General features: G+C 34.1%; 19 protein-coding genes. 17 read left to right on the top strand and 2 right to left on the bottom strand.

The window, feature by feature from the left end:
* The coding region (locus tag BM183_RS20880; RefSeq protein ID WP_207650124.1) for a hypothetical protein at positions 1 to 191 on the top strand (191 nt) is incomplete at its 5' end.
* Positions 192 to 346: 155 nt separating this feature from the next.
* Here the strand turns inward: BM183_RS20880 and BM183_RS03105 are convergent.
* Positions 347 to 1,876, bottom strand: a complete 1,530-nt coding sequence (locus BM183_RS03105) for a PucR family transcriptional regulator (RefSeq protein ID WP_091684312.1) — start codon at positions 1,874 to 1,876, stop codon at positions 347 to 349.
* Positions 1,877 to 2,060: 184 nt separating this feature from the next.
* On the opposite strand from BM183_RS03105, the gene BM183_RS03100 reads away from it, so the two are divergent.
* The 16 genes from BM183_RS03100 to BM183_RS03030 all read left to right on the top strand — a co-directional run bounded on the left by BM183_RS03100 (position 2,061) and on the right by BM183_RS03030 (position 20,556).
* Entirely contained in the window at positions 2,061 to 4,874 is a 2,814-nt protein-coding gene (locus tag BM183_RS03100) for an oxidoreductase (RefSeq protein WP_091684311.1), read from the top strand.
* A 59-nt stretch (positions 4,875 to 4,933) separates the two neighbouring features.
* A complete protein-coding gene (locus BM183_RS03095; RefSeq protein ID WP_091684310.1) occupies positions 4,934 to 5,710 on the top strand; it encodes an SDR family NAD(P)-dependent oxidoreductase in 777 nt (258 codons plus the stop codon).
* A 436-nt stretch (positions 5,711 to 6,146) separates the two neighbouring features.
* On the top strand, positions 6,147 to 6,191 hold the full coding sequence (locus BM183_RS21615) for an erythromycin resistance leader peptide (protein WP_106408210.1): 45 nt from the start codon (positions 6,147 to 6,149) through the stop codon (positions 6,189 to 6,191).
* Between the two features lie 363 nt (positions 6,192 to 6,554).
* Positions 6,555 to 7,403 carry a 23S ribosomal RNA methyltransferase Erm gene (gene erm, locus BM183_RS03090; protein WP_091684309.1) on the top strand — a complete coding sequence of 283 codons (849 nt, stop codon included), beginning with the start codon at positions 6,555 to 6,557 and terminating at the stop codon, positions 7,401 to 7,403.
* A gap of 505 nt (positions 7,404 to 7,908) precedes the next feature.
* Entirely contained in the window at positions 7,909 to 8,616 is a 708-nt protein-coding gene (locus tag BM183_RS03085) for a ClpP family protease (protein WP_170847873.1), read from the top strand.
* 50 nt (positions 8,617 to 8,666) lie between these two features.
* Positions 8,667 to 8,915, top strand: coding sequence for a YlzJ-like family protein (locus BM183_RS03080; RefSeq protein ID WP_091684307.1), 249 nt, complete (start codon positions 8,667 to 8,669; stop codon positions 8,913 to 8,915).
* A 197-nt stretch (positions 8,916 to 9,112) separates the two neighbouring features.
* Entirely contained in the window at positions 9,113 to 11,905 is a 2,793-nt protein-coding gene (locus BM183_RS03075) for an FtsK/SpoIIIE family DNA translocase (RefSeq protein WP_091684306.1), read from the top strand.
* Positions 11,906 to 12,164: 259 nt separating this feature from the next.
* Positions 12,165 to 13,085, top strand: a complete 921-nt coding sequence (locus BM183_RS03070) for an ATP-grasp domain-containing protein (protein WP_091684305.1) — start codon at positions 12,165 to 12,167, stop codon at positions 13,083 to 13,085.
* 384 nt (positions 13,086 to 13,469) lie between these two features.
* The gene (locus tag BM183_RS03065; RefSeq protein ID WP_091684304.1) at positions 13,470 to 14,381 is read left to right on the top strand and encodes an ATP-grasp domain-containing protein; all 912 of its coding nucleotides are present in this window, start codon (positions 13,470 to 13,472) and stop codon (positions 14,379 to 14,381) included.
* A 47-nt stretch (positions 14,382 to 14,428) separates the two neighbouring features.
* Positions 14,429 to 15,151, top strand: a complete 723-nt coding sequence (locus BM183_RS03060) for an HAD family hydrolase (protein ID WP_170847872.1) — start codon at positions 14,429 to 14,431, stop codon at positions 15,149 to 15,151.
* A 176-nt stretch (positions 15,152 to 15,327) separates the two neighbouring features.
* Positions 15,328 to 16,236, top strand: a complete 909-nt coding sequence (locus tag BM183_RS03055) for a helix-turn-helix domain-containing protein (RefSeq protein WP_091684302.1) — start codon at positions 15,328 to 15,330, stop codon at positions 16,234 to 16,236.
* Positions 16,237 to 16,273: 37 nt separating this feature from the next.
* Positions 16,274 to 17,194 (top strand): phosphotransferase, encoded by a 921-nt coding sequence (locus BM183_RS03050; RefSeq protein ID WP_091684301.1) that lies wholly within the window; start codon positions 16,274 to 16,276, stop codon positions 17,192 to 17,194.
* 308 nt (positions 17,195 to 17,502) lie between these two features.
* On the top strand, positions 17,503 to 17,910 hold the full coding sequence (locus BM183_RS03045) for a hypothetical protein (protein ID WP_091684300.1): 408 nt from the start codon (positions 17,503 to 17,505) through the stop codon (positions 17,908 to 17,910).
* Positions 17,911 to 18,201: 291 nt separating this feature from the next.
* The gene (locus tag BM183_RS03040) at positions 18,202 to 18,474 is read left to right on the top strand and encodes an SHOCT domain-containing protein (protein ID WP_091684299.1); all 273 of its coding nucleotides are present in this window, start codon (positions 18,202 to 18,204) and stop codon (positions 18,472 to 18,474) included.
* Positions 18,475 to 18,499: 25 nt separating this feature from the next.
* Positions 18,500 to 19,186 carry a response regulator transcription factor gene (locus tag BM183_RS03035; RefSeq protein WP_091684298.1) on the top strand — a complete coding sequence of 229 codons (687 nt, stop codon included), beginning with the start codon at positions 18,500 to 18,502 and terminating at the stop codon, positions 19,184 to 19,186.
* Entirely contained in the window at positions 19,183 to 20,556 is a 1,374-nt protein-coding gene (locus BM183_RS03030; RefSeq protein ID WP_091684297.1) for a sensor histidine kinase, read from the top strand. The genes BM183_RS03035 and BM183_RS03030 overlap by 4 nt, the downstream gene beginning before the upstream one ends.
* Positions 20,557 to 20,998: 442 nt before the next feature.
* On the opposite strand, the gene BM183_RS03025 is transcribed toward BM183_RS03030, so the two are convergent.
* On the bottom strand, positions 20,999 to 21,652 hold the full coding sequence (locus BM183_RS03025; RefSeq protein ID WP_308742441.1) for an HAD family hydrolase: 654 nt from the start codon (positions 21,650 to 21,652) through the stop codon (positions 20,999 to 21,001).
* Positions 21,653 to 21,689: the final 37 nt, after the last annotated feature.

Below are 21,689 nucleotides of genomic sequence, written 5' to 3'. Positions count from 1 at the left end.
TGTTGATATATAGGGTTGCACGTAAAATCATAACTTTAATAGAATCATCAAAAGACTGGATTTACATATATAACGATTTAATTTACGAAATTCAAAAATGTCGTTCACAAATCCGCCGCAACCGGAAATATGAACGACAAATGACACGTAACAGAAGAAAATATCACAAAAATTCAAAACCAACTTTATAAGTATATTAAGTGAATATTTGCAAAAAAAGCCTATTCTGTTAGGTGTATTTAGTATACTCTTTTTCTTTAAAAATGAAAATATAAAATATAAATAATATAATATTTTTCATGTAGAGATTTGCTATCATCTAAAGTTGACGACATTGAGCGTCCTACTATGCCAAATTTTTATTTAGCTCATTATACCGATCTATGAGGAAAGAAAGCCGAAGCAGGAAAAGCGTATTAATCTCTGAAAGGTCAATCAGGCATATTTCAGTGATACGATTTAAACGGTAGACAAGGGAATTTCGGTGGATATATAGACTTTCTGCAGTTAATTTAATGTTACATCCATTGTCTATATAGACACATAAGGTCTTATACAGCTGCGAACTGTTTTCATGGTCATACTGATGGAGAATTGCCAGAGCAGGATGGCAGAACCGTCCTAATTTTTCGGGATTTTTTACTTCTGAAAACAAATCAAAAATCTGATAATTTTGATAGCAGTATACTAATTCCTCCGGGTTTAATTTATACCCCAACTCTAATGCGGTATGGGCTTGTTCATAGTGACTTACAAAGTTTTTAATGGAGGTGAAAGAATTACTGATTCCAATTCGTATGTGTTCCTCTTTGGAAAAGCATACCAACATTTTCAGTAACTCAGAATCCATTTCACTATCATTCTTTAACGGAATAACCGCAACAATACCCTCTTTATGATAGGTAACATGGGTACCGGGAATCCGTGTTTTTAAATTCTTGCATATAAAAGTTTTTAAGTACTGTTGTCCAAGATATCTTATAGAATGAATAAATAGAACCAGCATTTTGGAAGGAAATTTAAGTTCTGCCAGTCTTGGCATAATATCCTTGGAAGGTGCTCCAATCAGCATATCATATAATAATTCATGATAAAGGCTGTTTTTTTCAAATAAGTCCGGTGTATAGTACGCTATTGTATAGCTGATAACATGGCTTATTATGCTCAGCATTTCAAAATGAGAAGGAAGAAAATTGTTCTCTCCTTCAATCATCAATAAAAATCCAATCTGAGTCTGATTATGAAAAACTTTACTGCTTAGCTTACGGTAAGGGGATTTGGTGCAGGTAACTTCCAAGGCGGCTGTAGTTTGTGAGGCATTACGTATGGATTTCAATTCCTTTACCTCACTGATAAATTCATAGGAGCAATATCCCTGTTTCCTATTCTCTTTCCATAGAGGATCGAGGATAGGGACAGATGTAGAACTGGCAATGATTTTAAAATTCATATCACAAAATAGCAAAGAATTACCAAGCCTTACAGAGGCAGCATCAATAACAGCCTCAATGTTATGGGTTTTATCTGCGATAGCAGTAAGTTCCTCAAAAATTCCAATTCCTTTACCAGTGGTTTCAATCAAAGTTTTTGCGTCATTGAATATGGTAAATAAAGAGTCTTCTGATACCAAAGCAATATTACCCACAGTGGAAAGGGGAGATGCTGAAGGATCCGTACATGCAATTATGCATTGATATGGTACGGATGCGGAGTTTGTTAATTGTTTATCATAGCCAAAGTAAAGAGTGGTCCTTTTGGTATTATCATGCTTATTATCAATCAAAGCAACGTCTTTTATTTCTAAATCTTCTCCTTGGGATAGGATTTCAAGTGAATATTCTTCCGAGATTCTTTCTATTAACTTTGTAAATGTCATAATTTTCCCCATTTCTGCAATAATCTGTTTAAAATATAATTTTACTATAGTGCACTATAAACAAATTGTCAAATTTTTATCATTCATAATACACGTTGTGGAATTACTGATTTTAACTTATTCTTATGACATTATGAAGGTTATTGCTAATTATTTTTTATATGAACATAAAAGGAGGAAAAAGATGTATAAAAAATTATTTGAAGTTGGAAGCATTGGAAAGGTAACTATTAAGAATCGTCTGGTCATGTCTCCCATGGGGTGTGGACTTGCCAATCTTGATGGAACACCGTCTGAAGATATGATTGCTTTTTATGAAGCGAGAGCGGCTGGCGGTGCAGGAATCATCATACCAGAGATTACCCGTATCAATGATGTGCATGGAGCAGGGCTTATGAGACAGTTGTCCGTTACAAAGGACAGGCATATCGGTCCACTGGCCGAACTTGCAGAAGCGGTACATAAGCATGGCAGCAAGATCTTTATACAGTTGCATCATCCTGGACGTGAAACGGTGTCTGCACTTCTTGGCGGACAGCCGGTAGTTGCACCGTCCCCTATTCCTTGTAAACTAGTAAAACAGGAGACACGTGCACTTACCATAGATGAAATAAAACAATTGATCCTTCAGTTTATTGAAGGTGCAGTTAGAGTACAAAAAGCAGGTTGTGACGGAGTGGAATTACACGCAGCACATGGATATCTGCTGCATCAGTTTCTGTCTCCCTATACAAATAAACGAGATGACGAATACGGCGGAAATTTTGAGAATCGCCAAAGAATAATTGTTGAAATTATAAATGGAATTCGGAAAGAATGTGGCCCGGATTTCCCAATAGGTATTCGATTAAGTGTAGAAGAATTTTTGGATAAGACAGGTGTAACAGAAGAGTATATCCATATTCAGGATGGTGTAAAGATTGCCATGGCTTTAGAGCAGGCAGGTATTGATTTTATTGATATCAGCTGCGGATTATATGAAACCGGCATGACCTGTATAGAACCTATTTCTTTCCCCCAGGGTTGGAGACATGACATGCTTTTAGCAGTAAAAAGTCATGTGAAAATTCCTGTAATCGGTGTATCAGTATTTAGAGAACCTGCAGTAGCAGAAACATTCCTGGAAGAAGGGGTAGTAGATTTTATTTCCATGGGACGTTCCTGGAATGCCGATGAAGAGTGGGGTAAAAAAGTACTGGAAGGAAGAGAAAAAGAATTACGCAAATGCATCTCCTGCCTGCGTTGCTTTGAAAGTCTGAATGAATATAATGCTGCCGGCCTACCACCGGAATGTGCACTAAACCCCAGATATGCAAGAGAACTAAAATATGGGAATCTTGTTCGTGACACCAAAGGACATACTGCAATTGTTGTTGGCGGCGGACCGGCTGGAATGTGTGCAGCACAAACCCTTGCTCTTCGTGGAGTAAAAGTAACTTTGCTTGACCGTCAAAGTGAACTTGGAGGAACCGTTAATCTAGCTAAGAAGCCGCCGTTAAAGGATCGAATGCAGTGGATTGCTGATTACTATAACGGTGAATTGAAGCGGCTTGGAGTAGAAGTCAAGTTAAATACAGAAGCAACTGCAGATATGATTATGGAATATAAACCGGATGCAGTAATTCTTGCTACAGGATCAACATCCATTGTTCCCGGAAAAATTCCCGGAATAACGGGTAACAATGTATTTACGGTGGAATCGGTACTGTCAGGTAATTCAGCATTAAAAGGTAAAAAAGTAGCTGTTATCGGTGCAGGTCTAACAGGTCTTGAGACGGCAGAATTTCTTTGCCAAGAGGGAAATCAGGTTACCATTATTGATATGCTTGACAAGCCTGCCCCAAATGCAAACCATACCAATGTAGCTGATGTCTGTGGACGCTTGGCTAAATCCGGTGCAGATTATTTGCTGGGACATTCCTTAAAAGAGATAAAAGCGGATAGTGTTGTACTGGAGAGATTGAAAGACCATGGAGAAGTTAGCGTATCTGCAGATGCAATCGTACTTTCTCTTGGGTTCAGGCCGGATCAATCTCTGGTATCTGAATTAGAAGCAAAGGGTCAAGAGGTGAAAGTTATAGGAAGTGCCATAAAAGATGGAATAATCGCACCTGCAGTACGTACAGGCTTTGAAGCAGGAAGAGAATTATTTGCGGAAAAACAAAAAACTCCAAGCTTTCGAGTTTCCAAAGATGAAATATCAAACTTCGGAAAGATATCCCTTATGGATAATCAGGAGGGACTCTATATCAGTTATCTTACTGATCCGGCAGCAATTGCAAGGATACTTCCGCCGCCATTGAAACCATTTTCTATGCCGGTGGTTACCTTATCCATCTGTCATGTTAACAATCCAACATTTGCAGATGACTACTATGAAGCAATTCTGGGAGTCTATGCAACCTACGGTAAGTCACTGGGACTATATACCATGGGCCTGGTACTTGGCGGACCCGGAGCCGAAATGGCAGTACAATGCGGCCGTGATAATGGAAGTATTCCAAAGAAACTGGGTGGAGAATTTGTTATTAGAAGAAATGGTGATACGGTAATAGCAGGAGTAACCAGAAGAGGAACACAGCTTGTAGAAGCAACTATGAAATTAGGTGAATATAATAATCCCCTGACTGCGGCTCTCTATCAATTCCCGGCAGCAGGTAAACAGACATTTGGAGGCGGTTTCTATTTCCATTTTGACCGTATGCCGGACGAGAACGGTGTGTCTCATTTCCTGAACGGAGCATTGCTGATGAATCAATGCGAATATAATTATCAATCATGGGAGCCGGGAACTGTGACCCTCAATTTAAAATCAAGTATTGATGACCCATGGGCAGAACTGCCGGTTAATACTATAATAGGGGGTGCATATTCAAAGAACAGTTTGTTAGTACATAAACTTAGTTTGGTAGAAAAAATAGAAGCCAATGATGTAATTCCATATTTGTTAACCGGACGATATGACCGTACAGCATTTATGGAAACAGGCCGTATTTAATTCAATAATTGGAGATATTATTTGTAGTTTCTTATTAATAAAAAGAAAGGATATAATAAATGGAAAATTTATTTGATTTAACTGGAAAAGTAGCTGTAGTAACAGGAGCAAGCTCAGGGCTTGGAGCAGATGCTGCACTTGCCTATGCAAAAGCCGGAGCAGATGTTGCATTACTGGCAAGACGTATAGAAAAGCTAAAGAAGGTAAAAGCAGAAATTGAGAAAACAGGCAGAAAAGTAGTTGCTGTTGGATGCGATGTTACAAATGAAGAAAGTGTAAAAACAGCGATGCAAACCGTGCTTGATACCTTCGGTCATATTGATATCCTATTAAATAATGCAGGAGTTGCTGTTCGTGGCGGAGTAGACAGTATGTCAGTGGAGGATTGGGATAAATCTTTTGATACGAATGTGAAGGGAATCTTTTTAGCAAGCAAATATGTTCTTCCCCAAATGAAGGAAAGAGGTTATGGTAAAATTATTAATATCGCATCCGTAAATGCAGTAGTTGCAGATAAGTTTGATGTATTTATCAGACATTCCTATAATTCCTCCAAAGCTGCAGTGGTTGGTTTAACAAGAGGTATGGCAGCTTCCTATGCAAGATATGGTATTACAGTGAATGCCGTTGGGCCGGCTCTTTTTGAAAGTGAAATGACCAGTGAAACCTTATTTAAATCAGAAGAATTTCTGAACAAATATAATACGCTGAACCCAGCAGGACGCCCGGGAAGAAAAGGGGAACTAAATGGTACGATTCTCTATCTTTCCAGCGATAGTTCCAGTTATGTTCAAGGTCAGTTCATAATCGTAGATGGCGGCGGAGCCCTTGTATAAAATCAAGTATTTTAATTGGTGGCAGTATAAAAGAAAAACAGCAATTCCTAGAGCAGCAGTATATGGATTAAAACCGCAATTGATAAAATTAAAGTAAACCAGAAAGCCAGAAACTTTAAAGCATCGGAATAAGATAAGTTATTTTACAACGGCTTCATCTAAAAAACACGTTCAATGTTTGGTATGCAGTACAAAAATCGAACGTGTTTTTTAATTGGTATATAAGGAAAGCTATGATGGGATTCTAAATGCGGGATGAAGATTTATGGGAATATATCATCGGCCAAGGTTGAAGAGATAGAATAGATATTAATTGAATTAACTATTTATAAGTAATGTACGACAAAGTTTACCGACTGGGTATGCATTGACATATTTTAAGAAAAGTATATAATGAATAACATACACTATTTGTTATAAGGAGGGTTATTAAAAAATGACACATTCGATAAGACTACGTTTTCCTACTTTGAACCAGTAACTGAATACGTTCAAAGGCTCTGTTGTGTGATACAGAGTAAAGGGATTAGTCTGTCCTTTTTTAGTAATCTTTAATTCATATTATAAAACACGTGTAATTTTTATCCTTTATTGCAAAATTACTAGTGTATTCTTTATACTATCTGAGCAGTGAACAACGATAGTAATAATATGCATGTTTAGAAAGGCGGATTGTTTTGCCTTTCTTTATTTATGTCCAATTTACCTTCCTATAAAACAATAGGTGGGCTTCTTTATGAGGGCTTCTAATAGCTATAACTTAATAAGGCTGGGTCCTTTTCCTTTTACTTTGAATCACAGGCAGATTACCTGTGATTTTTTATTTTAGAGAGGAATAGAAGATATGACTAAAAAAATTCATAAGTATAATGGGAGAAAATTAAGCCGTGGTGAACCTCCCAATTTTTCGGGACAACATTTAATGCATAATAAGAAATTAATAAATGAGATTGTAGATCTGTCAAAAGTCAGTACACATGATATGGTTTTAGACTTAGGGGCCGGAAAAGGGGCATTAACATCGGTTCTCTGCCAAAAAGCGGGAAAAGTACTGGCTGTGGAGTATGATAGTAAGTTCGTTGAAGTTTTAAAAGAAAAGTTCAGACTTAACCAGAATACTAAAATTATTCATCAGGATATTTTAAGAATTAATCTGCCTAGAGAGCCTTTCATGGTTATTTCAAATATTCCATATGCTATTACAACACCGATTATGAAGATGCTTCTTAATAATCCTTCAAGTGGCTTTCAAAGAGGAGTAATTGTAATGGAAAAAGGTGCTGCTAAAAGGTTTACCTCAAATATTGTGAAGGATGCCTATGTGATTTTATGGAGAATGTGGTTTGATATTCGTTATCTCAAAGATATTTCAAGAAAAAATTTTTCACCATCACCAAAAGTAGATTCTGCTATAATTACAATAAATAGAAAGGCCAAACCAATTGTACCTATTAGGGACTATTCAATCTTTTGGGGCCTTGCCGAATATGTGCTTAATGCTCCGCAGTCATCTGTTGATCTGGCTTTAAGAGGTGTATTTACACCATCACAAATTAAACATATAAAAAGAAATCTTCAAATAAAGAATGAAATTCCGGTGGCAGCTCTATCGGAACAACATTGGGGAGTTATATTTGAAACAATGGTAAAGCATGTTCCAAAATTCAGATGGCCAATAATTAAAAAATCTTAAAAAGATAACATTAGAGATCAGTTTAGAAATAATGGAAAGAAAATCCTGAATTCACAGGAATTCAGGATTTTTAATGTTTTTAAGAGTTTATTGTTCAATACTTTACAGCATCTGGGAGTGAAAATATCAAAATTGTATCATTGCAGAAATTAAGGCATTCAGAATATTATTTTTAAACAAAAACCTTTATACTTATTTACAAGCCTTTTTTAACCCATTAATAAATAATATTGCAAATTTTCCATATAATAAGCAAGTATATTGATAAAGAATACAAGAAAGGCTTGGTAAAAGTATGGGATATGTTAAAAGCAAAGAGTATAATAGCAGTACGAATTCTGACTTTGATAGAAATTTTTATAATTATAATGAAATTGATGTACAAAGTAATAACAGTAATAATCGCGATACTGATTCAAATGTTCAGGATGATTTCGAAAATAACCATAAAAGGCCAGATGATGAAGGTAAAGGAAATAATGATAAAGACCCTGGCTCTGATTCTGTGGATAATAATGATAAAAAAATACAACAAGAAAGGGAACAGAAAGAGAAAGAAGAACTGGACGATGACAAAATCAGACAATTTGGTCAGACAACCCTTGTAAATGAGCAACGGAAGTCTAAAATACATTTGCTTTCCATTATAGGAGAAATTGAAGGTCATGAATGTCTTCCTCAACATAATAAAACAACAAAATATGAACATGTTTTACCACAACTGGCAGCCATTGAGGACAGCGCGGATATTGATGGTTTGCTGATTCTTATTAATACAGTAGGAGGAGATGTGGAAGCCGGACTTGCTATTGCGGAAATGATTGCTTCATTAAGCAAGCCCACCGTTTCTTTGGTATTAGGCGGAAGTCATTCCATCGGTGTTCCCCTTGCGGTATCTTCTGATTACAGCTATATTGTGCCTACAGCAACCATGATAATACATCCGGTTCGTATGAATGGGACTATAATTGGTGTATCACAAACCTTTGAATATTTTGAAAGAATCCAGGATCGTATACTAAGCTTTATTGTTAATCATTCAAAAATAGATAAGGAAACTTTAAAAGGACTTATGCTAAATACTAGCCAGCTGGCTAAAGATGTAGGTTCAATTTTAGTAGGTAAAGAAGCAGTGGAAAAAGGTATTATTGATGAAGTGGGCGGTATTAAAGAGGCCTTAAATAAATTATATGAACTGGCGGGAAGGTCTTAAATTATGGTAAGGCTATATCAATTATAATCAAATAGAGAAAGGAGAATTATATGTTATACACTATTATGCCATTAGAACGAATTTATAGTAATAGAACCCAAAGTATATTAGGTAATGGTACCGGGAAAGAGGATGTAAAAGCTGGTGGAGCGGCAGAGTATCAAACTATTTCATTAAACCATGGCAGTGTTTATGCCAGAAAAGAAGGAGATAAATATGTAGTAGATGGAATTCATTCAACGGATATGAATGATTATCTGAATCCATCCTATTTTCCTGGTTCTTCTATAGATGTATAACTAGTCATTCTTTCGCGTATTTTTTAACTTGAAAGGAAATTCCCTTGCATGGAAATGGAATAAAAGGTATAATGAAATTGGTTCTAATGTTTCATTGAATAAATATTTTCAATGGCTTAGAATCAATTTGTCGTTTATGACAATTTTATATTTTATATATTTTTGAAATAGATTCAGTAGCTTAAGGAGGATTATAAATGGCTACGAAACAAAAAACTTCACAAAAATCAACTACAAAGAGAAAAAGTAGTGGATCCAATTCCGGTAGAAGAGGAAGACCGCCTAAAAACAAAGGAGCATCATCCGGAAAACGAGATACCGGTTATAACATGGATCCAGAAAAGAAAGCCTTATTCCATGACGAAATATTATTGGTGGTATCTTTAGTTATAGCGTTATTACTTATTTTAAGTAATTTTAATTTAAGCGGTAAAGTTGGGGGATTCATTAACGGTGTTACTTTTGGACTGTTTGGCTTTTTGGCTTACCTTTTACCTTTTTTATTATTCTTTGGAATGGCATTTTACATAGCAAATCGCGGCAATTATGTTGCCCGGATAAAATTAATAGGTGCAATTGTTTTAAGTATTGCTGTCAGCTCTTTAATTCATCTTATAACATATGGATATACACAAAAAAGTAAGATTGGTGACATTTATAAAATGTCATCAGAATCTAAAAATGGTGGTGGTATTGTAGGAGGAATCCTATGTAATATCTTATATCCTTTATTTGGTAATGTGGGAACTTATATAATATTAATAGCTCTTATTATTATTTCTATTATGTTTATTACAGGAAAAGCACTCTTAACCATTCTGGGATTAAAGAGTGAAGCTTCTTTAAAGCAAATGAAAGAGCGCAGAATACAAAGAGAAGAAGAGATGGCTGCGGAAGCAGAGCGCAGACCTGCAAAAACATTTACACTGAAGAAAGAGGAGGGTTCCAAGAAGGCAGCAACTGTAGGGCAGGAATATTCCCAAGATGAGAATACCGGAAATAAAACATCCGTTGAAAAAGGGGATGGTCTTTTTGGCTTAAAGAAAAAGAAAAAGACTGTTGCAGATAATAGCATTTTCACACCAAATATAGACAGTTCTTTTGATATGGAAGAAATCAAACCATTGGATACTGATGATATTCCTATTCATAGAAGTAATCCTTATTATGACGAAAACTCGGTAAATGAGAAAGTATCGGATGAGTTAAAAGCAAAGTTTGGTACAAGAGAAGATAGTACGGAATCTAATCATGAAGCGCAGCATCGCCCTGGTATTGATGAAGATATAAAGAGACTTCTCCATGCGGCAGGTGAAGATGCGGTTGATAAAAGTACAGAATTATATGATACAGAGCAACCGTCACCAGTCTCCCATATGGATTCGCTTTCTGAAGGAGAGATACAGGAAACAGTTTATGAAGAAGCAAATAGAATCTCATCCCGCAGTTCTTCAGCTAAATCCAATGCAGCAAGTGGCGGAGATGTGGAATCCATGAATATCAATCAAAATCTGGAGGAGAAGAAAGAATATATTTTCCCAACCGTTGATTTGTTGTCAAGACCTAAGGCAAATGCGAAAGGTATGTCAGATAAAGACCTGAAAGATACGGCATTAAAACTCCAGAAAACATTGGAGAGTTTCGGGGTTCAGGTAACCATTACCAATGTTAGCTGCGGTCCTGCTGTAACCCGTTATGAATTACAGCCGGAACAAGGTGTAAAGGTCAGTAAAATTACTAGTTTGGCAGATGATATTAAATTAAATTTAGCAGCCGCAGATATCAGGATTGAAGCACCAATACCGGGAAAAGCCGCTGTTGGTATTGAAGTACCCAATAAAGAAAATACTATGGTAATGTTTCGTGAGTTAATTGAATCCAATGAGTTTAAGAAACATCCATCAGACATTGCATTTGCTGTAGGAAAGGATATTGGAGGACAACCTATCGTTACAGATATAGCTAAGATGCCCCATCTGCTTATTGCAGGTGCTACCGGTTCCGGTAAATCCGTTTGTATTAACACTTTGATTATGAGTATTTTATATAAATCAAAGCCATCGGACGTCCGTTTGATTATGGTTGACCCAAAGGTGGTAGAGCTTAGTGTTTATAATGGAATACCGCATTTGTTAATACCTGTTGTTACAGATCCTAAAAAGGCTTCTGCTGCACTTAATTGGGCGGTTATGGAGATGACCGAACGTTATCAGAAGTTTGCGGAATTAGGTGTCCGGGATATTAAAGGCTATAATGAAAAGATTTCAAAAGTAGAAGAATTTAATGATGAGAAATATAAGAAAATGCCTCAAATTGTAATTATAGTAGATGAGCTTGCTGACCTTATGATGGTTGCACCGGGAGAGGTAGAAGATGCAATATGCCGTTTGGCACAAATGGCACGTGCAGCCGGATTACATTTAATTATTGCTACCCAAAGACCATCCGTTAACGTAATTACCGGACTGATTAAAGCAAATGTTCCATCCAGAATTGCATTTTCTGTTTCTTCAGCAATTGATTCCAGAACTATACTTGATGGTTCCGGAGCTGAAAAGTTACTTGGAAAAGGTGATATGTTATTTTTCCCATCCGGTTATCCAAAGCCGATTCGTGTGCAGGGCGCCTTTGTATCTGATAAGGAAGTCAGTGCAGTTGTAGATTTCTTAACTGCTCAGAATTCTTCGGCGGAATATAATGAAGAAGTGGCGCAAAAAATAACCAGTGTTCAAGCAAATGATTCCTCCGGTTCATCACCGGTCAGTGACCGTGATGAATATTTTGTGGAAGCCGGTAAATTTATTATAGAAAAAGACAAAGCTTCCATTGGTATGTTACAAAGAGTCTATAAAATAGGCTTTAACCGTGCTGCAAGAATTATGGATCAACTGGCTGATGCAGGTGTTGTAGGCCCGGAAGAAGGAACTAAGCCAAGAAAGGTATTAATGTCTTTAGAAGAATTTGAGCAGTTTATTGACGAATATGTATAGATAGATAAAAAATAAGATTGAAAGAGATAAAGAAGAAAGGATAAATTGTATCTGCCACTTCTTTCAATCTATTTGTTAGGCAGTATCATATCTGCATTCAGCGTAATGTATCTGTAATCAAGATTATTTAGTGGAAGCAGACAGAGAAAGAAGCTGTTGAAAAATCAGAATAGGTATAACGGATATAAAGGGTGATATTAAAATCATATCAGTTATAAACATTCATTTTGCAATAACCTTCAATACAATAGGTATAAAGATGACGGCATGGCTTATTACTAATGGGTTTTTACATACCCACAAATTTTCAGAAATCAATGTCTGGCTAGTAGAAGCTGCAAAAAAAGCAGGAATTGAACTAATTATTAAAACTAACGGAGAAGTGTTAGTACATTTGGATTCTGACAATACAATGGAATATAAAGAGGTGGACACCGAAAAGCCAGACTTTGTACTATTTTGGGATAAAGATGTAAGATTGGCTGAATATCTGGAGTTAAAAGGACTTCCGGTATTTAATTCCTCCAGATCAATTGCAGTCTGCGATGATAAATCTTTAACTCACTTATACCTTCAACAATCAGGCATTAAGATGCCAAAAACAATACTCGCTCCTATGACATTTTCTAATATCGGATATACCAATATGGAATTTCTGGAACAAGTTATAGAAGAACTTTCATTTCCAATGGTAGTGAAAGAATGCTTTGGATCTTTTGGCCAGCAGGTTTATATGGTTCATAATAAAAATGAGCTGGAAGAAAAGGTGAAAGAGGTTCAGCCTAAGTCTATGTTATTTCAAGAATTTATTGAAACCAGCAAGGGCAAGGATATTCGGCTTCAGGTGGTAGGTGAGCAGGTTGTGGCGTCTATGTATCGGTATTCCGATACCGATGATTTTAGAGCCAATATCACTAATGGCGGTAAAATGAGACCTTATGAACCCACAAAAGAGCAAATAGATCTGGCAGTTAGATGTTGTAAAATACTTGGCCTTGATTTTGCTGGTGTAGATATTTTATTTGGTGATAAGAATGAACCAATAGTTTGTGAAGTTAACTCTAATGCCCATTTTAAGAATATTTATGATTGTACCGGGGTAAATGTGGCTGATTATATTATGGAGCATATACTGAAAAAATTGGATAGCACCTTAACATTAACAGATAGAAAAAGTTAAGTAGTATTATAATTGTATTCCCCCTTTACAAAAGGATAATATCATATTTATTCATCATTGCTTGTATTTAGAAATTTATCGGAACATTATAAGAGGTTGTTGTAACTAGAATGGTTATACCAGATATATAAGATTAAACTGGTTTCATGATAATATCAGGTAATAGCATTCATTTTACAATAGCCTTTTATTTTAAAATTTAGATAAATAGATTAAAAAAATTTATAAAAGATTCTAAAATTGAAAATTTAATATAAAAGATTTACTAAAATTTACGTTCATTTTTTTCTTTAAGTAATTAAATTAAATACATTAAAACAAGATAAAGAAAAAATAAGAGTGTAATATAATTATCTAGTATTCTAAGTAACAAAAGGAGAAGTTATGGTTGGTTGGTTAATATACAGTGAACGTGATGTTGAAAAAAATAAAAGATATATTGAATTTTATATAGAAGAAGGTAAACTCCAAGAGATACAGATCGAACTTATACTAGTTGAGAAATTAGAGTTTGGAGTTGGTAACAATACATGGTACTTTACTTATGAAAATAGTGAAATAAGCCGTCCTGATTTTGCAATCTGCCGTACTATTTATCCTTTACTGAATAAACATTTAGAATATATGGGAATCAAAGTATTCAATAATTCAAAAGTTGCAGAAATATGTAATGATAAGGCAAGAACTTATCAATACGTTGCTCAGTTAGGTATTGATATGGTAGATTCTGCTTTTGTTAAAAGTTATATGGTGGAAGAGGCAATGAATAACATAAATAAACCGTCTGTTATAAAATCGGTTGCCGGACATGGTGGAGGCCAGGTGTTTTTACTGGAACCAACACCGGGGTATGTTAAAAAAGAAGGTGCCAGCGAATCAATCAAGAATACTACAAGTGTAGAATGTGATAAAAGTAAGATACTTAACGGGCTAAATCAATCGGATGTTGTGTTACAGCCCCTAACAGGTTCCAGACATCAGGATCTGCGTGTTTATGTAATTGGGAAAAAGATAATTGCGGCAATTCTAAGAACAGCCAAAGACGGATTTAAATCAAATTTTTCTTTAGGCGGTGATGTAAGAGAATATCAGCTATCAAAAGAGGATACTACTATTGTAGAAAAGATAATCAGCCTCTTTGATTTTGGATTAGTTGGAATCGATTTTATTATTGGAGACAAGGGAGAACTTATTTTTAATGAAATCGAGGATGTGGTAGGTGCCAGAATGCTTTATCAATGTACAGATATTAATTTAGTGGGAATATACTTAGATTATATTAAAATGAACTTATAATTTCTGACTATGCACAGCCTGGAAGAATAAATGTAATGGGGGTAAATATGAATAAGCCAAAGATGATATTATTTGATTATGGACAAACATTAATAAACGAAAGTATATTTAATGGATTAGCAGGTCAGAGGGCTCTTCTAAATAGAGCTGTCAAAAATGGTTCCGGTGCAACAGCAGAGGATATACATAATTTTGTAGAAGAGCTGGAACAAGAAATTGGTAGATATAATCCGAATACGGTAGAGTCTTACAAATATGAAATTCATAATTTCAATTTTCAAAGATATATTAACGAATACTTTGAATTAGAATTTGATATGGAACCTTGGGAGATTGAGAAAATATTCTGGGACAATGCTTCTCCTGCAATTGCTACAGAAGGAATTGAAGAATTACTGGAATATCTAGCTATAAATAATATTCGAACCGGTGTAATCAGTAACATTTCCTTTGGGGAACATTCATTAAAAGAACGTATTAATGAATTGATTCCAACGAATCATTTTGAATTCATAATGGCTACCAGTGATTATGTTTTCCGTAAACCATCTAAATACATCTTTCAATTTGCCCTAAAGAAAGCCGGATTAAAACCGGAAGAAGTATGGTATTGTGGTGATAATCCTATTTGCGATGTAGATGGTTCTGTAAATGCCGGTATGACAGGTGTGTGGTATACAGGTGCTGTCAGACATAAAAGTGCAACGCCAAAATCACATCATATTCATATAGAAAACTGGAAAGAATTGATTCATATACTCAATAGTTAAACATTCAAATACCAGTTTTGTAAGGAGGAAAAATTGCAGACATTTACTTCAACTCTTAAAAAACCGGATATTAAGGGAACTTATAGAATTACCTTTCAACCTTGCCCTAACTAATTGTCTATTTTAGTCAAGAAATTTTGCTTCAAATTTGATATATTCTCTTTGGAGGGATAGAAATGGAACGATGGGAAGTAATTGATGCAGTTCAAAAAATGCAAGATTATATTAAAGAACATATTGATGATAGCATTAATATGGAGGAATTAGCGAGAAATTCCGGGTATTCAAAGCGTCATGCAATACGCTTATTTAAAAACATACTTGGTAAATCGCCTGCTGAATATATTCGAGCACTTCGATTAACAGACAGTGCTAAGAATTTATTATTTGGTCAGAAACAAATTATTGAAATAGCTTTTGACTCCCAATTTGAAACTCATGAAGGGTTTACCAGAGCATTTTCACATGAATTTGGAATAACTCCGAAAAGATATAAGGCTGAGAAACCGCCAGTAAAATATTTTGTTGCATATCCCATCAAACATTATTATACCTATCTTATAAATAAGGAGAATGGATGTATGGATGAAGCTAAATCTGCTATTTTATGTACGGTAACCATTGTTAAAAAGCCCAAGAGAAAACTAATTATTATGAGAAGTAAAAAAGCATTGGACTATTTTAGCTTTTGTGAAGAAAAAGGTTGTGATTGGGAAGGATTATTTAATAGTATTGAGTGTAGACTAGATAATGCTGCAATTGTAGATTTACCGGATAAATTAGTAACCTCTGGTACAACCAAATGTGGAGCCGGAGTTGAGATACCTTTCGATTATTCTGGAATCATTCCAGATAGTTGTGATTGCATTGAACTAGAAGAGAATTATGCTATGATATTTCAATCGGAACCTTTTGAGAATGAAGATGATTATGGAATAGCAATATCAACAGTTTTTAAAGCAGTTGAGAATTATAATCCCATACAATATGGATATGAATTTGTTCTTGATTCAGCTCCTAAATATAATTATGGAGCCTATTGTAAAATGGGTGCTAAAGTAGAGGTCCCTGTTGCAAAGATATAATAAAGTTAATCATATTTATATGTAGGAGGAAAGCTTTATGGAACAAATTGCAAGAGATATCATTAAGAAATACTATTGTACAGAGCCAAAGGCTATTACTGCACTTGGTGGTGGATTTTATGGACGAGTTTTCTTAGCAGAACTTGAAAAATCACCATATAAGGTTGTGATTAAAGAATATCTTTTTAATGGATTAGCCGATAGGGAAAAAAAACAGTTAGAGATTTTATCTAAATATGCAATCATAAAAATGCCAAAAGTATATATTACTCATAGTCATGATATTTCAATATCACATGATGTATTAGTTATGGAATATTTAGAAGGAGTAAATGCAGGGATACAAGAAAAGGTAGATGAAGAGTGTTTAGATTATATTGCTGATAAGATGGTAGATAATTTGATTGCATATCATTCTATAGAGCACAAAGAAGGATTTGGAGAAATTGATGCAGATGTTTTTGTAAAAGATTGGCGTGAATATTACAGAGTCAAAGTAGATGATATATACGAAAAAGCAACGAAGATGCTTCAAAGTGGAAATCTAGACTTAACTATTTTTGAAATAATTGATAAAGCATACAAATCATATGATGATATATTTTATTTACCTATAACTAAAGCTTGTTTAGTTCATGGAGATTATAATACATGGAATATTATGTTGAATCAGGAGTTAACGGATGTTGTTGCTGTAATTGACCCGTTTAACTGTTGTTGGGCTGACCCTGAAATTGACTTATATCAGCTAAACAATGCTAATGGTGCATATTTTTCTTTAATTGAACGATATAAGAAAAAAAGACAGCTTAGCGAAAATTTTAACTTGAAAAATAGTTTTTATGAGCTATTTACAGAAATTATGCATTTTTATGATGCAGGGAAAGATATAACAAAATCAAATATTTTAATTGAAGCAAAGCATTTAAAAGAACATATGCTTTTACATTCCATATAGACAAGACTTAAGGTGACAGTTACATAAATTATGAATTACTTAAAAGTCATATTTGAAAAATCCTAAGTAAAAAAGTCTATGTTATAAATGTTACGGAGAACCGTATTATAAATGAATGAGGGTTTCTTTTTAAAGTGCTCCTAAATATAATTATGGAGCGTATTGTTAAATGGGTGCTAAAGTAGAGGTCCTTATAACAAAGATATAATAATGTTTATTAATCATAATTCAACCATAATTGACTGTTAATATAGAACCGTCACAAAGCATGATGAAACAATCTATAAAAATAGTAAAGGAGTTGTATTATGAAAAAATTAATAAAAGGAATTACTGCTGGATTAGCGGTTATCGGAATTATGTTTATGGGAAGTGTTGCTTTGGCAACTACATCAAATAGCTCAAAAGGTGCTTTAGACAACACCAATTACCCGCCGCTAGAAGTAGCATCAAAAGGTCGCTTATATTCATATGAAAATGCCCTTGAAGGAAATATAATTTGTGAACCAGGAAGTGGATATAATGGTAATGGTCAACCAGATTTTGAATCTTCAAATGGATATGGATATGAAAATAGAATGAGAGATGACAATGGATACAGCAATAGATACAACAATGGAATGAGAAATGAAAATGGATATAAATATGGCAATGGATATAGAAATAATAATGAATTTAGAAATGGAAATGGTATAAGCTGTGGTGGAATGTTCTAAAACTCACATTTCTTAAAGTAATTTATAGTGATTCCTAATATTAAAAGATAAATAATACTCAGATGTATAAATAAAGTAAGAACTTTAAAAATATAAAGATTTATAATTTATTAATTCTATTGAATAATAAAGGAAAGCATTAAATGATTTATTCAGATGCTTTCCCTTTATTTTTTCTGCGTTATTGACTACTATTTTTTTCAGTGTTAAAGTAAAATCATATTTTAGTCATAATCTGCTTATATAATAAGTTTATCTTCAGAAGATAAATAAATTAAAGGAGTGATTTTTATGATGCATGGAAGAGGATACTATTTTGATTCCTTTAGAAACAGCAGCTACAGTTGCCCAGGTCTTGGATTTATGAACAATAACTGGTTAACTATTATTTTTACAACTTTATTAATTATAGCAGCCGTTATATTTATTGTTAAATTGATTCAAAATAATAAGTCTAAGACAATTTCAAACATTGCACTGGACAATTTAAAAGTCAAATTTGCCAATGGTGATATTAGTGAAGAAGAATATTTAAGACGTAAAGATATTCTGGAAAATAAATAGTATATATTTAGAACGAGGTGGAATTATGAAGTACAATATTTTATTAGTTGAAGATCAAGATCAGATCAGTAATGTGGTAGCCAAATATCTTATTAAAGAAGGTTACGATTATGTAATTGCAAAAGACGGATTTGAAGCTTTGGATTTCTTTAATCGAAATAAATTCCACCTTGTTCTGTTGGATATTATGATGCCCGGTATCAGTGGGTTTGAAGTTCTAAAAGAAATACGTAAAATTTCTGATATACCGGTTATTTTAGTAACGGCAAAAGAAGAAGAAATGGACCGTTTAAAAGGATTTGAAATAGGTGCAGATGATTATGTAGTAAAACCTTTTAGTCCAAGAGAATTGATGAAACGCATTAAAGTATTCTTAAAAAGAATTTATCATGATTCGGATGAAATCATTTATAAATATAAGGATTTAAGTTTATATACAAGCAGTATGAAGCTATTTAAAGAGGAACAGGAAATTTCTATCACAACTGCTGAATATAAACTTTTAGAAACCTTATTTATGAATAAAGGTCAGATACTTACAAGAGAACAATTGATAACATTATCCTATGGAGAAGATTATGAAGGATATGATCGTAATATTGACAGTTATATAAAACGAATTCGCCAAAAAATAGAAGACAATCCGAAAAATCCGAAATTGCTTAAAACAAAATATGGGGCCGGCTATATATTTGGAGGTGAGGAACAATGACTATAAGAAAACAATGGTTAATTATTCTTGTTCTAGTAGCAGTTTTATCTGTTGTTGTTAATTCATTTGTTTTAAGTTCCTTAACTGATAAATATTTTAAAGATTATGTTCAAGATAATTATGAAAAACATTTTAATCAAATTGTTGCATATATAACAGAAACATTATCTGCAGAAAATTATTCAAAAAACCAGATGGCAGTTCAACTAGAAACCCATCTGGTTGATCCAATTAACAGAATAAAAGTATATAATGGGGAAGGCCTTCTTTTGGCAGATGTCAGCAGTAATAATTCAATGGGAAAAGGTATGATGAATGGACACGGCATGCACGGTATGATGATGGGAAATTATAATCCTGGACTGGAAGAAATTGATCATGCGGAAATCCGATATGAGAATAAGGTCATTGGCCAGGTTAATATCACAAAATACAGTTCTGCTGAAAATTCCATAGATGCCTGGCTTTTTCAATCATCACTTATAGAAAATAGCTTATATTCCATCGGTATTGTTTTAATATTTGTAATCATAATCGGAATTCTCATAAGTAAAAATACCAGTAAAGATTTGATTATGACTGCTGATATGGCTCAAAACATTGATATTGGAAACAAAACCATAAAACTTCGGTCTAATGTGAAGGAAATCAGAGTAATACAACAAAGTCTGGAATCCTTACAAACAAGACTTAAAATAAAACAAAAAAGCAGGAAAGCACTAATTGATGAAATGATTCATCAAACCAGAACGCCTCTCACCATTATGAAAACCCATTTAGAAGGAATAGAAGATGGAGTCATTGAATTGACTCCGGAGGAAATCAAAATATGTGAGAATCAAATAGAGAATATAACTAACATTATTACTAATATGAGTAGTATGATTGATGCTGAAAAGGAATTTGACACAAACAAAAAGGAAAAGATTAATATCAGTCATTTATTAAGGCAGATAGTAAGTGGATTAAGAGCACAATATGAAAAAAAAGAAATTGAACTTGATTTAATAGGCAATGAAAAAATAAATATATTTACCGATCCATACAAACTAAGCCAAGCCATTTATAATATTCTTACAAATGCATATAAATATACGAATCCAGGGGGCAGGGTACAAATTAACTATCAATTAGTAAAAGATGAGGTTTTAATAACCATTGAGGATAATGGCATTGGAATCAGTAAAGAAGATCAGAATAAAATATTCGAAGCTTATTATAGAAGTGATTATGTACTAAATTCAGATGGAGAAGGTATTGGACTATATGTAGCCATGGAGAACATGAAAAGCATCAATGGTAAACTATCAGTATCCTCGGAATTAAATAAGGGGAGTAAATTTACCCTGCATTTGCCTAAAGAAAAATAGCTAAGTTGGTATTACGAAAATATGCTATTCATTCTTAGGCGATAGAAGAAGAACTTAAAATGGATTTTCGCTTAATAGTTAGAGAATCATATATGAAAATGGATTTTCGCCTAATGGTTAGAGAACCATTTATGGAAAAAATGGATGTTCTGTAATTCATTTTGTGTAAACTACGTTTACACAGACTATGATTTTGGGCTTAATTCTCAATATAAAAATCCCGGAAATGCAGTCAAGGCAAGGGTACATCCTTTACGGCATATCTGGGATTTTGTAAAATCTAAGCCATGAAAATCAGAAAAGACACAAATTAAATCACAGTCGCGAAATGGATTCTTTGCCTATCGGTTAAAACTATATAAAAAATATTTTCTTCACCTACGGCTGGAATGGCATATGAAAAGTATCTTACGGCTCAGAAAGACAGTTTTTAATATAAAGTTTAAGCATTCACTAGAATATTAATTAATTCCATAGGTTTATCTATAATATAATCGGCTCCTGCATTAAGAAGTACTTCTCTGCTTCGGAATCCCCAGGTAACGCCGACACATTTTAAACCGGCATTATGAGCGGTATGTACATCCACGTCAGAATCACCTACATAAATAGTTTCTTCAGCTTTAGAACCTAATTCATTTATTGCAGTAAACACGCTGTCCGGGGCAGGTTTTCTGGCAACATGCCTGGATTCTCCAATAGCAACCTTAATATAGTCATTATAGTGTTCTTTACAAAGGGCTTTTACGGAAGCATCAAATTTATTAGAAACGATGGCCAGTCTATATTTCCTATCTTTTAATTCTTTTAGCATATCTATAATCCCCTCATAGGGTCTGGTTTTATTTTGCATATTTGTTGCATAGTGTTTTCCGTATATGTCTAAGCATCTATCCCCATCTTCTTTGGCAGTTCCTGCAGGAACCGCTCTTTCTATTAAGCGTCTTGCACCATTTCCCACAAACTGTCTTACTTCGTCTATAGTTCTAGGAGGAAAACCCATTTGATTTAAAGCAAAATTTAAGCTGTCTTTTAAATCTTCCAGAGTATTTAAGAGGGTACCATCCATGTCAAAGATTACTGTAGTATAAGTCATAATTATCCTGCCTTCCTTAAAATAGTATTAGTTTCAT

This window comes from Anaerocolumna aminovalerica (genome assembly GCF_900115365.1).
Taxonomy (GTDB): Bacteria; Bacillota; Clostridia; order Lachnospirales; family Lachnospiraceae; genus Anaerocolumna; species Anaerocolumna aminovalerica.
Note: the sequence above shows the minus strand (reverse complement) of the source record. Positions and strands in the feature narration are given on the sequence as shown.